The 13,136-nt window shown below is 69.6% G+C and carries 14 protein-coding genes; 5 read left to right on the top strand and 9 right to left on the bottom strand.

What is annotated here, in order from left to right; genetic code table 11:
- The first annotated feature begins 36 nt into the window (after positions 1-36).
- The 4 genes from rplU to proB all read left to right on the top strand — a co-directional run bounded on the left by rplU (position 37) and on the right by proB (position 3,496).
- Positions 37-348 (top strand): 50S ribosomal protein L21, encoded by a 312-nt coding sequence (gene rplU / locus NNI01S_RS25195; RefSeq protein WP_039796660.1) that lies wholly within the window; start codon positions 37-39, stop codon positions 346-348.
- Positions 349-370: 22 nt separating this feature from the next.
- Positions 371-637, top strand: a complete 267-nt coding sequence (gene rpmA / locus NNI01S_RS25190) for a 50S ribosomal protein L27 (protein ID WP_039796661.1) — start codon at positions 371-373, stop codon at positions 635-637.
- A gap of 121 nt (positions 638-758) precedes the next feature.
- Positions 759-2,213, top strand: coding sequence for a GTPase ObgE (obgE, locus tag NNI01S_RS25185; RefSeq protein WP_063022620.1), 1,455 nt, complete (start codon positions 759-761; stop codon positions 2,211-2,213).
- A 146-nt stretch (positions 2,214-2,359) separates the two neighbouring features.
- Positions 2,360-3,496, top strand: a complete 1,137-nt coding sequence (proB, locus tag NNI01S_RS25180) for a glutamate 5-kinase (protein WP_157114963.1) — start codon at positions 2,360-2,362, stop codon at positions 3,494-3,496.
- Positions 3,497-3,610: 114 nt separating this feature from the next.
- On the opposite strand, the gene NNI01S_RS25175 is transcribed toward proB, so the two are convergent.
- The 3 genes from NNI01S_RS25175 to NNI01S_RS25165 form a co-directional block, all read right to left on the bottom strand.
- Positions 3,611-4,921: a hypothetical protein gene (locus tag NNI01S_RS25175; protein ID WP_063022619.1), complete on the bottom strand. Its 1,311-nt coding sequence runs from the start codon at positions 4,919-4,921 to the stop codon at positions 3,611-3,613.
- Complete coding sequence (locus tag NNI01S_RS25170; protein ID WP_063022618.1) at positions 4,918-5,292, bottom strand: hypothetical protein; 375 nt, start codon at positions 5,290-5,292, stop codon at positions 4,918-4,920. The genes NNI01S_RS25175 and NNI01S_RS25170 overlap by 4 nt, the downstream gene beginning before the upstream one ends.
- A gap of 93 nt (positions 5,293-5,385) precedes the next feature.
- Entirely contained in the window at positions 5,386-6,090 is a 705-nt protein-coding gene (locus NNI01S_RS25165) for an ESX secretion-associated protein EspG (RefSeq protein ID WP_063022617.1), read from the bottom strand.
- A 271-nt stretch (positions 6,091-6,361) separates the two neighbouring features.
- Between NNI01S_RS25165 and NNI01S_RS25160 the strand changes: the two genes are divergently transcribed.
- Positions 6,362-6,712, top strand: coding sequence for a hypothetical protein (locus NNI01S_RS25160; protein WP_157114962.1), 351 nt, complete (start codon positions 6,362-6,364; stop codon positions 6,710-6,712).
- A 48-nt stretch (positions 6,713-6,760) separates the two neighbouring features.
- Here the strand turns inward: NNI01S_RS25160 and NNI01S_RS25155 are convergent, their stop codons facing one another.
- The 6 genes from NNI01S_RS25155 to NNI01S_RS25130 all read right to left on the bottom strand — a co-directional run bounded on the left by NNI01S_RS25155 (position 6,761) and on the right by NNI01S_RS25130 (position 13,108).
- Entirely contained in the window at positions 6,761-7,855 is a 1,095-nt protein-coding gene (locus tag NNI01S_RS25155) for a methyltransferase (protein ID WP_063022615.1), read from the bottom strand.
- 39 nt (positions 7,856-7,894) lie between these two features.
- Entirely contained in the window at positions 7,895-8,677 is a 783-nt protein-coding gene (locus tag NNI01S_RS25150) for a MerR family transcriptional regulator (RefSeq protein WP_063022614.1), read from the bottom strand.
- Positions 8,678-8,772: 95 nt separating this feature from the next.
- Positions 8,773-10,275 (bottom strand): flavin-containing monooxygenase, encoded by a 1,503-nt coding sequence (locus tag NNI01S_RS25145; RefSeq protein ID WP_063022660.1) that lies wholly within the window; start codon positions 10,273-10,275, stop codon positions 8,773-8,775.
- 11 nt (positions 10,276-10,286) lie between these two features.
- On the bottom strand, positions 10,287-11,207 hold the full coding sequence (locus tag NNI01S_RS25140) for a hypothetical protein (protein ID WP_063022659.1): 921 nt from the start codon (positions 11,205-11,207) through the stop codon (positions 10,287-10,289).
- Between the two features lie 10 nt (positions 11,208-11,217).
- Positions 11,218-12,120, bottom strand: a complete 903-nt coding sequence (locus tag NNI01S_RS25135) for an SDR family NAD(P)-dependent oxidoreductase (RefSeq protein WP_063022613.1) — start codon at positions 12,118-12,120, stop codon at positions 11,218-11,220.
- 1 nt (position 12,121) lies between these two features.
- A complete protein-coding gene (locus NNI01S_RS25130; protein WP_063022612.1) occupies positions 12,122-13,108 on the bottom strand; it encodes an alpha/beta hydrolase in 987 nt (328 codons plus the stop codon).
- Positions 13,109-13,136 lie beyond the last annotated feature (28 nt).

The following is a 13,136-nucleotide window of genomic DNA, read 5'->3' as shown; positions in this document are numbered from 1 at the left end:
AGTGCCGAGCACTATAGGAAGAAGGGCAGCCGACCGATGGCAACGTACGCGATCGTCAAGACCGGCGGAAAGCAGTACAAGGTCGCGGTCGGTGACCTGGTGAAGGTCGAGAAGATCGAGGGTGCGCCGGGCACCGCTGTGGCGCTGGATCCGGTTCTCGTCGTCGATGGCGCGGAACTGACCACCGATGCCGACAAGCTGGCCAAGGTCTCCGTGGCCGCCGAGGTGGTCGAGCAGACCAAGGGTCCGAAGATCCGCATCCACAAGTTCAAGAACAAGACCGGCTACCACAAGCGCCAGGGTCACCGTCAGCCGCTGACGGTCCTGAAGGTCACCGGCATCAAGTAAGACATCCCGAGGAGAACCAGCTATGGCACACAAGAAGGGCGCGTCCAGCTCTAGGAACGGACGTGATTCCAACGCCCAGCGACTCGGCGTCAAGCGCTTCGGCGGCCAGACGGTCAAGGCGGGCGAGATCCTGGTGCGTCAGCGCGGCACCCACTTCCACCCCGGCGTGAACGTCGGCCGTGGCGGTGACGACACCCTGTTCGCCCTGGCGGCGGGCGCGGTGGAGTTCGGTACCAAGCGTGGACGCAAGACCATCAACATCGTGATCCCGGAGCCGGTTCAGGCCTGACCGCCGAACCACTTCCGGATTTACAGCGAGCGGGTCAGGGTCTCGGAACCCTGGCCCGTTTTCGTGTTCCCGAACGATCGGCTCCCAGTACGACCCGTCCCGAAGGAGGATGATTCGGCGTATGTCCAAGTTCATCGACCGCGTCGTACTGCATGTGCGTGCGGGTAAAGGCGGCCACGGTTGCGCCTCGGTGCACCGCGAGAAATTCAAGCCGCTCGGCGGGCCGGACGGCGGCAACGGCGGCAACGGCGGAGACGTCATCCTCGAGGTCGACTCCAACGTGCACACGCTGCTGGACTTCCACTTCCACCCGCACGCGAAGGCCGGCAACGGCAAGCCGGGTGAGGGCGGCAACCGGGACGGCAAGCAGGGGGGCGACCTGGTGTTGAAGGTGCCCGACGGCACCGTGGTCCTCGACGACGACGGCAAGGTGCTCGTCGACCTGGTCGGCACCGGCAACCGCTTCATCGTCGCGCGCGGCGGGCGCGGCGGATTGGGCAATGCCGCGCTGGCGTCGAGGGCCCGCAAAGCGCCGGGTTTCGCGCTGCTCGGCGAGGACGGCGAAGAACTCGACCTGGTTCTGGAACTGAAGTCGGTAGCCGACGTCGGGCTCGTCGGGTTTCCTTCGGCGGGCAAATCCTCGCTGGTCTCGGTGCTGTCGGCGGCCAAGCCGAAGATCGCGGACTACCCGTTCACCACACTGGTGCCCAATCTCGGCGTCGTCGCCAGCGGCGACACCACCTTCACCGTCGCCGATGTGCCCGGGCTGATTCCCGGCGCCAGCGAGGGCCGCGGTCTCGGTCTGGACTTCCTGCGGCACCTCGAGCGCTGCGCGGTGCTCGCCCACGTGGTGGACTGCGCGACGCTGGAGCCGGGACGCGACCCGGTGTCCGACGTCGACGCGCTCGAGGCCGAACTCGCCGCCTACCAGCCCGCGCTGAGCGCGGACGCGGGGCTCGGCGACCTGGCCGACCGCCCCCGCGTGGTGATCCTGAACAAGATCGACGTGCCGGACGCGGCAGAACTGGCCGAAATGGTGACTCCGGAGTTCACCGAGCGCGGCTGGCCGGTGTTCGAGATCTCCGCGGTGAGCCGGGCGGGGCTGCGCCCGTTGACCTTCGCGCTCGCCGACCTGGTGCGCCGGTACCGCGAGGATCATCCGCAGGCGGCCCCGAAACGCCCGGTCATCCGCCCGATCGCGGTGGACGACACCGGCTTCAGCGTGCTGGCCGATCCGGATGAGCCGGGTGGGTTCCTCGTGCGCGGCACCCGGCCGGAGCGGTGGGTGCGGCAGACGCAGTTCGACAACGACGAGGCCGTCGGCTATCTGGCCGACCGGCTGGCCCGTCTGGGTGTGGAAGACGAGCTGGTGCGGCTGGGCGCGGAGCCGGGAGCGCCGGTGACCATCGGCGACGTGACGTTCGAGTGGGAGCCGCAGATCTCGGCGGGTATCGACATGGTGCCCACCGGGCGCGGTACCGACATCCGGCTGGAGCAGTCCGACCGGGTCAGCGCGGCCGAGCGCAAGCACGCGTCCCGGGTGCGGCGCGGTCTGGTGCGCGAAGACGAGGAGTAGGACGTGGACGACGATCGAGTCGCCGAGCGGTCGCGGCGGGCGCCGCGTTCGGCCGGTTCGATCGTGTCCGGTCCGGTCGGGGTCGGGTCGGCGATCTCGGCTACCGTGGATTCGATTGTGGCGCAGGGAGTTCGGTGGCAATGCAGATGAGTCCGATTACCGCCGAGGCGGATTCGTCCGGCCTGAGCGAGGCCCGGCTGGCGATCGCGGCGGCACGCCGCGTCGTGGTGAAGATCGGGTCGTCGGCGCTGACCAGCCTGAAGGGCGGCCTGGACACCGCTCGGCTGGATCGGCTCGCGGACGCGGTGGAGGCGCGGATGCGCGCCGGATCCGACGTGGTGGTGGTGTCGTCGGGTGCGATCGGCGCGGGCATCGCACCACTGGGATTGACCAGTCGTCCGCGTGACCTGGCCACCAAGCAGGCCGCGGCGAGCGTGGGGCAGTTGGCGCTCGCGCACGCGTGGGGCACGTCCTTCGCCCGCTACCACCGCACCGTCGGGCAGGTGCTGCTCAGCGCCGACGACTTCGCTCGCCGCGAGCACCACCGCAACGCGCAGCGCACCCTCGATCGACTGCGCTCGCTCGGCGCGGTGGCCGTGGTGAACGAGAACGACACGGTCGCGACGGAGGAGATCCGCTTCGGCGACAACGACCGGCTCGCCGCGCTCGTCGCCCACCTGGTCGGCGCCGACGCGCTCGTGCTGCTGTCGGATGTGGAGGGCCTCTACGACGGCGACCCGCGCAAGGGCTCGGCCACGCTGATCCCCGAAGTGCGCAGCAGCGCCGACCTGGACGGCGTCATCGCGGGCAGCGGTGGCGCGCTCGGCACGGGCGGCATGGCATCCAAGCTGTCGGCGGCGCGCCTGGCCGCGGACGCGGGCGTGCCGGTTTTGCTGGCCGCCGCATCCTCGGCCGCCGACGCACTCACGACGGGCACCGTGGGCACCGCGTTCGCCGCGCGCCCGGTGCGGTTGTCCGCCCGCAAGTTCTGGGTCCGGCATGCCGCCGACAGCCGTGGCGCGCTGCTCATCGACGACGGCGCCGTCCAGGCGGTCGCGCACCGGCGCCGGTCGCTGCTCGCGGCCGGGATCGTGGGCGTGCGTGGCCGGTTCTACGGGGGCGACGTGGTGGACTTGGTAGCCCCCGACGGCCGGGTGGTCGCCCGGGGCGTCGTCGAATACGACAGCACCGAACTGGCGGGCATGCTCGGCCGCTCCACCGCCGAACTCCCCGAGACCATGCAGCGGCCCGTCATCCACGCCGACGACCTGGTGAAGGTCTGATCCCACGGCGGGACGACGTCCGCGGCCGGACAACGCCCACACCACTTCGCGCCGTGTGGTGCGGGGGCTGCGTTCCGCTCGGGTCCGGCCCCCGCGCGCTTTGACCGGGCGCTGTCAGGAGGGCACGACGCCGGGTTGGTTGGTCGTCGGAATCTGCTGCTGACTGCCATCCACCGGTCCGGTGACTCCGGGTTGGCCGTTCGGGTCGGGCATCGGCACCGCCGGGCCGGGAGCCGGAGCGGGCTGCGGGCTCGGTGGCGGCGCCGGGTTCTGCGGTGCGGGTGGGGCGGATGGACTCGGCGGTTGCGCCGGGGGTGCGGGTGATGGGTTCGGTGGTGGAGGCGGTGCGGAGGAACTCGGCGGTTGTGCCGGTTCCGGGTTCTGCGGTGCGGCTGGCGCGGAGGAACTCGGCGGTTGCGCCGGTTCCGGGATCTGCGGTGCTGGTGAAACGGATGGGCTCGGCGGTTGCGCCGGAGCCGGGGGTGCGGTCGACGGGCTCGGCGGCGGGACCGGCGCGGAGGAACTCGGCGGCTGCGCCGACTCCGGGATCTGCGGCGCCGGAGGCGTACTCGGCGGCGCGGTCGTGGACGGTGCCTGCTGTGTGGGCGGAGCCGGCTCAGGCGACGACGGCGTGGGCTGCGGCGTCTGGGTGGACGGTGCCTGCTGCGGTGGCGGACTCTGCTGAGCCGGTGGCGCGGAGGGCGTCTGCTGCGGATCCGGGCCGGGCTGGACCTGCGGTGCCGGAGTGCGGGAAGGCGCGGACGATTCGGGCGCGTCAGGCGCGGGTTGCTCTGCGCCCGGCGACCATTGGCCGTTCGGCGGTGTCTGCTCGGGCGCCGAGTATCGCGGCGTGCCGGGGGAGACCGACGGCGGTGCGGGCGGTGCGGTGACGGCGGGTGGTGCGGGCAGCGCGGGTACGGCGCTTCCCGCCGCGGAATAGGCGGGCTTGTAGATCATGTTCATCGCGAGCACGGCCTCCTGGCGCAGCGCCTCCTGTGCCATCTGCGCATCGATGACGTGCGCCGCCTCCAGCAATCGGGCGATCGCGCCCACCGGTCCGGAAGCACCCGGCGGCACCACAGCGAGTTTCACCGCCTCGGCGGCCGCGGCGACGCCACCGAGCCGGGCTCCGACCTGGCCGAGGACCGCGGCCAGTTCGTCGGCCGACGCCGCGAAACTCCGTGCGCAAGCCTCGGCCGCGTCGGCGGCGGCGCCTTTCCATCCGGCCGTGTCCATCGCGCGGTCCACCCCGCCGCGAGTGAGCGGAAACGACGTCGTCAGCGCGCCTGCCGCGTCGAGCCAGATCGTCGAGGCGCGCAGCACCTCGGCGGCGTCGATCTGCTGCGCCTTCGCATAGATCTCCTCGTGCCGCATGGACTCGAAATGCTCCATCGAGCTGATGTAGGTGGGATCGGAGCCGGTCATCGGGGCAACCTCGTCCGGACCGCGCGCAGGGCGGCGGCGCTCGCGGCGTCGGCCTCTTCGAACAGTCCTCCGCTGATCAGGAACGCTTCCTTCATGCGGTAGGCCGCTTCTATGTAGTGGTCGAGCAGCGCCGCCGCGTCCCGCGCTTTGTGGCCGAACCCGGCCTGCAGCTGCTGCGCGGAGATGAATCCGCCGAAACCGCCGAGTTCGGCTGCGGATTCGAGGTTCTGCTGTAGGTGGAGCAGTCGATCGGCCTGCCGGTCGTACATTTCCGCGCACTGCCGAGCCGCGGCGGGATCGAACTGGACGGTCCCGGCCTGCGCGGCCTCCTTGAATCGGGCGATATCGGCTCGGCTGGTCTCGATCGTCATCGCTCACCCCTGAGATCGGTCGGTCCGCCCCAGACTAACCGGAAGCCCGGTGCCCGGTCAGCAATAGGCGGCGGCCGCGGCTACGAAAGGGCGCTATATCGGTATGCGCTTCTGCAATTGGGTGGCGATCTGCTCGACGGAGGCAGGCGCGATACGCACTTCGTCGCCCGCTTTGATCAGGTATCTCCCGTCGTCGCGGACATCGATCCAGGTGTAGTGGATCGGCGGAGGCGGCGTGGCACGATCCAGCCGTGGTTCGATTCTGATGTGTCCCTCGGCGGTGTGCGGTTCGAGCAGCAGTTTGCGGATTCGCGGCGCCGCCTGTTGCCGCGCGGGCACGGTTTCCTGGTCGCGTACCGCGTGACCCGGCGCGACGCGGGCGGGTTCGCGGCCCGCCGGGGTCTTCGGCAGCAGCGCCGCGATCCGCCGGCCGAGTTTGGTGCTGTGTCCGATCGAAATGCGCACGCTGCCACCGAAATCCGGGTTCGAGCCGGGCTCCTGCACCGCGAGCACGGCACGGTCGTAGATGGCGGCGGCCAGCAGTCGCAGTTCACCGCCCGGCCGGTGGGTGCCACCGATCGCCACGATCCTGGTGTGTGGCTTGGCCAGAATGCGCAGGCAGGCCGAGAGATCCGGATCGGAGCGCAGCGGCAGTCGCTCGGCCAGGGCGATGCGCAACTTCTCGGCCTCGTCCTCGGTACGGGGCGTCTCCAGGATGCGCAGCGGGTAGGGGTGCCGATCCAGATCGGTCTCGCGCCAGATATGGGCGAACTCGTCCGGAGTGAAGATCCATTCCACGGCCGAATCACATCCTCACCGAACCCGCCAATGCTGCTCGTAGCCTAGCGGTCCCGGCGCCGGAACTCCGGATGGACCGCAGGGGCACGCTCCGGTCGTCGCGGCGGGCGTGCGGTGTCCAGCCTGGAAAAACGCGGTTTCGTGACGGTGTCGCGCTCGACCCTCCCTCCGGATTCTGCTGAAATATTCGCAACGGTTCGAGATGCGAGGGCACAAGAACCCCGCACGGCAACAACCAGGTAAGACTGAGATCTGCCGAGGAGGGATTGCGGTGCACAGCACGACGCGGCGAGTAGGCGTGGGGACCGTTCTGCTGTTGTTCGCAAGCAGTTTCGTCTGGGCAGCGGCGCCCGCGGAAGCGGAGCCGGCCGGCTGCTACGTCGACCGCGGCGTCACCGACGCCGCTGCCCTGTGCCACAGCGGTGAAGGGGCGTCGGTGCTGGAGGCGGAATGTCTCGGCTTCTTCCTGCCGTCGGAGCGGTCCGGGCCGGTGTTCGGTTACTACAGCGGCTTCGAATCGCGGCAGACGCCGGTCGGCACGCCGATGCGCGTCACCTGTGTGGCAGACGGCGCGGTGGGGATCGCTACCCTCGCGTTCCTCGTCCCCGCAGCGGCGTCGTAACGACGCTGATCGATGAAAGTCGTTCGGCGAAGTCGAGTTCCGCGACGGTCAGCTCGGTCGGGCCTCGAGCACGTTGTCCGGCGACGCCGTCGGCACGATCTTGGTCAGCGTGAATCCGTGCCGGGCGAGGAATTCGCGGTACTCGGCCTCGGTGCGCTCCCGCCCGCCCGCGTTGACCAGCATCTCCAGGTCGATGAATTTGCTCGGGTGCGGTGCGGTGTGTTCGGGGACGACGAGTTCGACGATCAGCAGCCGGGCCTCGGGGGTCATCGTCGCGCGCAGGGTGCGCAGAATGCGCCCGGCGTCCGGTTCGGCCCAGTCGTGCAGGATGTGCTTGAGGATGTAGGCGTCGCCTCCCCCTGGGACGCTGTCGAAGAACGATCCGCTTTCCACCACGCAGCGATCGGCGAGCCCGAGTTCGGCGAGCCGAGCGGGCGCCGAGGCCGCCACTTCCGGCAGATCGAACAGGATGCCGCGCGAACGCGGTGCGCGGCGCAGGATTTCGGCCAGCAACGTCCCTTCGCCTCCGCCCACGTCGACCAGGGTTTCGTAGCGCCCGAAATCGTAGGCCGCGAACAGCGGTTCCATCGCCAGGGTGCCGATGCTGGTCATCGCGCGGTCGAACAGGTCGCCGAGTTCGCGGTCGTGCTGAACGTAGTCGAAGAACGACATCCCCTCGAGCTTCTCGCCGACCGGTTCGCCGGTGCGCACGGCGTCGACCAGATGCGACCAGTGGTTGCGGTGCCCGGGTGACCCGAAGAACAGCACCGCGTCGCGCAGCGACACGTCCGCGTCGCTGCGCAGCGCACGCGCCATCGGCGTCAGCGCGTAGCGTCCGTCGCGCCGTTGCGTGAAGATGCCGTAACTGATCAGCAGCCGCAGCAAACGCCGCAGGGCATCCTCGTCGGCGCCGACCGCCGCCGCGAGGTCCGCGCCCGACCGCGGCCCCGCCGCGAGTTCGTCGGCCACGCCCAGCGCCGCGGCGGCGTGGATGGCTTGCGAGATCCATCCGGCGGCGATCAGCTCCATCAGCGCGACATGCCCCGGAACCAGCTTGCGGAACGCGACGGCCAAGGCGCCGCGAACCGACTCGACGGCCCGGACCAGCGGCAGCGGAGGGATTCTCGGTCGATCGGACGCCACAGCGACTCCATCCGTCGAAGGTCGGCACTCTGCGCTCGTCTAGGAGGGTACGTCGCGGCCGGATTCGCTGCGCTGTTTCTCGCGTTCGGCCGCCGTGGCGAGGTAGTCGCCGAGTTCACGGCGCAGCGTGACGTCCAGCGAGCGGGCCAGCGTGGCGTGCACCGAGGCCACCGCCAGTTCGCGCATCTTGTTGAGCATCGTTGTGGTCTCGGCGATTTCGCCGCTGGTATCGGGCATCCAGCCGGGGCCGTGCTCGTCGATGATGTGCTGCTTGGCGGCGGTGATCATGATGTGCGTGATGTCATCGATCCGGTCGGCCACCTTGGCGTAGATCTCGATGAGCGTGCGCAGTTCGAGGCCGTACTCGTGCAACTCGGCGAACGAGGTGAGCAGCTGGGTCTCGGTGAACACCACCGTGTCGCCCTCCAGCCGGACCAGCTTCATCTCACGCAGCCGGTCGACCAGTTCGTCGGCCTCGGCGCCGAGGATGGTGCCGATCAGCTCGCGCGGCACTTCGAAGGCTTCGTCCTTGGCCCAGGACGCCGTCACGGCGTGTTGCAGACCGAGCACCTCGGTGAGGTCCTTGCCGGTCTCCCAGCTGGTGATGAAGTCGGCGATGTGCGCGGTCGTGAAACCGCGCTGCAGCAGCGCGTCGATCAGGCGCAGCCGCTCCAGGTGCGCGTCGTCGTAGATGCTGGCCCGGCCGTCCTTGCCGACCGGCGGCGGCAGCAGCCCGCGTTCCTGGTAGGCGCGCACATTGCGGGTGGTGGTGCCCGCGGCGCGCGCGAGGTCATCGATCCGGTACTCCGGCGTCGACCTCACCTCCCTCGCTGACCAGGGCGCCGATGGACCGGCGGCGCGCTGATGGAACTCCCTGCGGACCGAGTCTATCGTCCACGCCGCCGGCGCTTCGGCACCTAGGAAACCGGCGCCACTCGTTGTCGCCGCTGGTCGGCGGTCTGTTCGACGACGAGGTAGTCGTCGAGATCGACCGCGCGCAGCTGATGGACGTACTGCGTGGCGAAACCCGGGTACATGGTCGCGTTGAAGCCGTCCTCGGTGAGATACCAGCTGCGGCACCCCGAGTTCCAGGTGGTGGCGGAGAGCTTGCGCTGGATGGCGGCGTTGTAGCGGTCCTGCCGGTCCCGCCGCACGTCCAGCATGCGCAGGTCCCGGTCCAGGATGACGCCGATCGCGCCGACGAGATAATCGATCTGGGCTTCCATGTAGACCAGCGCCGAGTTGTGCCCAGGGCCCGAATTGGGTCCGAAGGTGAAGAACAGGTTGGGATATCCGGACACCGCGACGCTCTTGTACGCGAAAGCGCCGCGCGACCATTCCTCCGCGAGATTCCGGCCGTCGCGCCCGACCACCGGAACGGGTGACCCGGTCTTGGAGACATCGAACCCGGTCGCGAACACGATGCAATCCGCTTGGTGCTCGATCCCTTCGGCGGTGCGGATGCCGTGCTCGGAGATCCGGGCGATCGGCCAGGTGATCAGCTTGCAGTTGTCCCGTTGCAGGGCGGGGTAGTAGTCGTCGGTCATCAGCAGGCGTTTGCAGCCGGCCCGGAAGTCCGGGGTGAGCTGGCGGCGCAGCCACGGATCCTTGACCTGCCTGCGCAGCTGTGCCTTGCCGACCAGCTCGACCACCCTGGTCAGCGGCGTGTTCCAGACCACGCCCAGCGCCACCGACTCGTGGCCGTAGAACCAGGCGCGCCGGGCCAGCTGTTCGGCGGCGGGCACCCGGCGGTAGAGCTCCTTGGTCAAGCCGTTGGTCCGCCGGTCGACCCGCGGGAGCACCCAGCCGGGCGTGCGCTGGAACACCTTCACCGAGGCGGCCTTGTCGACCAGTTCCGGAATGATCTGGACCGCGCTGGCGCCGGTGCCGACGACCGCCACTCGCTTGCCGGTGAAGTCGTACTCGTGGTCCCAGCGAGCGCTGTGGATCTTGTGGCCCCGGTAGCTCTCGATGCCGCGGATGTCCGGGAAACTGGCGTTGGCCAGCGGCCCGGACGCCAGCACGACGGCGCGGGCGAGGATCGGGTCCGCGTGACCCTCGATCGAGATCTCCCAGACCCCGGCCCGCTCGTCGAACACGATGCCGGTGACGTTGTGCCCGAACCGGATGTGCGGACCGAGCCGGAACTCCGCGGCCATCGCCTCGATGTATCCGAGGATCTCGTTGCTGCCGGAATACGTGCGCGACCAGTTCGGGTTCGGCGCGAAACTGTAGGAGTACAGCCGCGACGGAATGTCGCAAGCCGCACCGGGATAGGTGTTGTCACGCCAGGTTCCGCCGATCGCCGAGCCGCGCTCGAAGATCGCGAAATCGTGGATGCCGCGCTGCTTCAGGCGGATGGCCGTGCCGATGCCGGCGAATCCGCCGCCGATGACGGCGACGTCGAGGGTGTTGCTCATCGGGTTTCCTGTCATGCCGCGGGCTCGTAGGTCAGTTCCTTCGACCAGGTCGGGTTGGCGCGCAGCAGCGCCCTCGGCACCAGCCCGGTGATCTTCACCAGCGCGTCGGCCACTACGTGGTAGGGGTGTGCGCGGTCGATCACCCAGCTGCCGTGCATCTTCACGATCTGGTACATCGGCAGCCTGCGGGCGAACTCGCTGCGCTCGCCGACGTTCGCGTACCGCTTGAGCGCGCCGTAGAGCTTCTCCTCGTCCACGCCCATCGCCACGATGTTGTCGCGCATCTTGTTCAGCAGCGGCACGTAGCTCAGCACGCCGATGATCAGCGAGGGCTTGGCCCAGCCGCCGACCAGGTCGATGAGCAGCTTGCGCATCTCCGCGTGGCCGAGCAGATCCATCACGGCGAAATCGACGGCCAGGTGCCGGGATTCGTCGGAGTTGATCTTCTTGAACGCCTCCTGGCAGACCGGGTCCTCGATCTCGTCCATGATGAACTTGATCAGCGCGCCGTCCAGCGCGACCTCCAGCATCGGGATCACGGTGCCGAGGAACGACAGCGACATGTCGTCGGAGTACTTGTCCAGGAAGTCGATCACCAGCTTGACGTTCACGTTCGGCTGCGGGATCTCGTCACCGTCGAGCATGCCCCACCGGCGCATCAGCGCCAGCTCGGCGTTGGCGTGCTTCTGCTCCTCGGCGTGGAAGTAGCGGTAGATTTCGCGCAACGTCTCGTTCGGCGCCTTCTTGGCCATCGCCGCGAAGCCACGCGCGCCGACGTTCTCGATCCACATCAGATCGGCCATGAACGGCTTGAGCTTGGCGTGCAGTTCCGGCGTGATCGTCTCCGCGCCGGGTGCGTCCCAGTCGATGTCGGCCAGCGCCCACTGGCGGTCTTTGATCTTGCGGAGCATGTCGTCGAAGTCCATCGCGATGGCAGCCATGTCAGACTCCTGTCTTGTCGGTGACCGGCGTGCGGTCGGTGGTGGTCGAGTGGTCCTGGGGCAGCAGCCGCTCCAGGAGTCCGAGGGCGAAGGTGTATTGCGCCGGGAAGCACCGCTTGAGCAGCCACACGGCGTGCGCGTCGAGTTGGGGTAGCACGTAGAGTTGCCCGCGGTCGTGCGCGTCGAGGGCGGTGCGCGCGACGCGCTCGGGGGAGAAACCGGTCCAGCGCATGAGGAAGTCGGCCAGCTGTGCCGATCCGTCGGTGATCCGGCCGTCGCGGGCGACGTTCGTGCGCACGAACGTCGGGCACAGCACGGTGACCGCGACGCCGGTGCCGCTCAGTTCGGCGGCCATGGTCTCCGACAGCGACAGCACGCCCGCCTTGGACACGTTGTAGGCGGCCATCGAGGGCGCGGCGGCGAAGCCCGCGGCCGAGGCGACGTTGATGATGCCGCCGCTGCCCGCCGCGCGGAGGCGAGGGGCGAAGACCTCGCAGCCGTGCACGACGCCCCACAGATTGATGCCCAGGGCCCACTGCCAGTCGTCGAAGCCGATGCGTCCCACGGGTTTTCCGCCGATGCCGACGCCCGCGTTGTTGATCACCAGGCTGACCGGGCGCTCGAACAGCGTCTCGGCGAAGCGGGCGAGCAACTCCACGTCCTCCCGTTGCGCCACGTCGCAGCGGAAGGCGTGAGCGGCCCCCGGGTGGTCGCGTTCGATCAGGGCGACCGTTTCGTCGGCGCGCGCCTCATCGATGTCGGCGCAGATCACCCGGCCGCCACGGGCCGCGATCTCCAGCGCGAACGCGCGGCCGATGCCACTGCCCGCGCCGGTGACCACGGCTCGCGCGCCGTGCGTGCGCCGGGTGCGGCCCAGCGCCACCAGCTTGTCCAATCCGAACATCTCAGCTCACCTTTTCCGTACCGGAGGTAGCGACCAGCGCCGCGCGCAGGAAGTCGGCGGCGCGGGCGAGGGCCTGATCGGCCTCGGGCACCACCAGGGGAAGGGCTTGGAAGACGTGCAGTTGCCCCGGCCAGATCTCGAGCTCGCAACGGCCGCCGGCACGCCGGACCATCTCGCACAGTGCCCGCGCGTCGGCGCCGAGCATCTCGGTGCCGCCGACCTGCACCAGGATCGGCGGTAGCGGCAGACCCTGCGGGACGGCCAGCCGCAGGCGCGCCGCGTCGGCCGGGTGGCCGCTGGTGTAGGCCGCGGGCAGCCTGCGTGCGGCGGCCGCCGAGATCAAGGGATCGGTCCGGACGCGTTCCCGCTCGGCCGCCAAGCCGAGGGTCAGGTCCAGCAGCGGGGAGAACATCGCCACGGCCGCGGGTTGCGGGCGCCGGTGCCGTCCGTTCTCGACGAGCAGATCGAGGGCGAGATGCCCGCCCGCGGAGTCGCAGGCGATCACCAGGTCGTCCGCGGCGATGCCACGGCCGAGCAGCCAGCGGTAGCCCGCCTCGACGTCGTCGGCCGCGGCCGGAAACCGGTGTTCGGGCGCGAGGCGATAGTCGGTGAGGAAGACGGGGAGCCCGGTCTTCGCCGACAGCCGGGCCGCGAGAGCGCGATGCGTGCGAGCCGAGCAGATCACGTACCCGCTGCCATGGATGTAATAGACGGCCCGCGTCCCGAACGGCACGCCTGCCGCCCGCACCCATTCGCCGCGCACCGCCCCCGATCGGATCTGGGTTACCGAAGTGCCGGGCGGAACCGGACCGCCTACGGCCATCAGCGTCGCGATGAGCTTGCGCGCGAACCAGACGCCCGGCGCGTTCATCGGCACCGCGCAGTTCAGCGGACGCAGCGTGAGCCTGGTAGCCGCCGCGGCCACGGTGGCGCGGGTGGATGGCGCGGCCGGTACGCGAGGGACCGAGGTCCTCGTTGACCTTGTCATGCGCTAAGAATCAGTCATGAATGTGCCA

This window comes from Nocardia niwae NBRC 108934 = DSM 45340 (assembly GCF_001613465.1).
Lineage (GTDB): Bacteria > Actinomycetota > Actinomycetes > Mycobacteriales > Mycobacteriaceae > Nocardia > Nocardia niwae.
Note: the sequence above shows the minus strand (reverse complement) of the source record. Positions and strands in the feature narration are given on the sequence as shown.

Coding starts and splice junctions, on each gene's coding strand:
- rplU (WP_039796660.1), top strand. CDS start 37: ATGGCAACGTACGCGATCGTCAAGACCGGCGGAAAGCAGTACAAGGTC.
- rpmA (WP_039796661.1), top strand. CDS start 371: ATGGCACACAAGAAGGGCGCGTCCAGCTCTAGGAACGGACGTGATTCC.
- obgE (WP_063022620.1), top strand. CDS start 759: ATGTCCAAGTTCATCGACCGCGTCGTACTGCATGTGCGTGCGGGTAAA.
- proB (WP_157114963.1), top strand. CDS start 2,360: ATGAGTCCGATTACCGCCGAGGCGGATTCGTCCGGCCTGAGCGAGGCC.
- NNI01S_RS25175 (WP_063022619.1), bottom strand. CDS start 4,921: ATGACCGGCTCCGATCCCACCTACATCAGCTCGATGGAGCATTTCGAG.
- NNI01S_RS25170 (WP_063022618.1), bottom strand. CDS start 5,292: ATGACGATCGAGACCAGCCGAGCCGATATCGCCCGATTCAAGGAGGCC.
- NNI01S_RS25145 (WP_063022660.1), bottom strand. CDS start 10,275: ATGAGCAACACCCTCGACGTCGCCGTCATCGGCGGCGGATTCGCCGGC.
- NNI01S_RS25135 (WP_063022613.1), bottom strand. CDS start 12,120: ATGTTCGGATTGGACAAGCTGGTGGCGCTGGGCCGCACCCGGCGCACG.
- NNI01S_RS25130 (WP_063022612.1), bottom strand. CDS start 13,108: ATGACAAGGTCAACGAGGACCTCGGTCCCTCGCGTACCGGCCGCGCCA.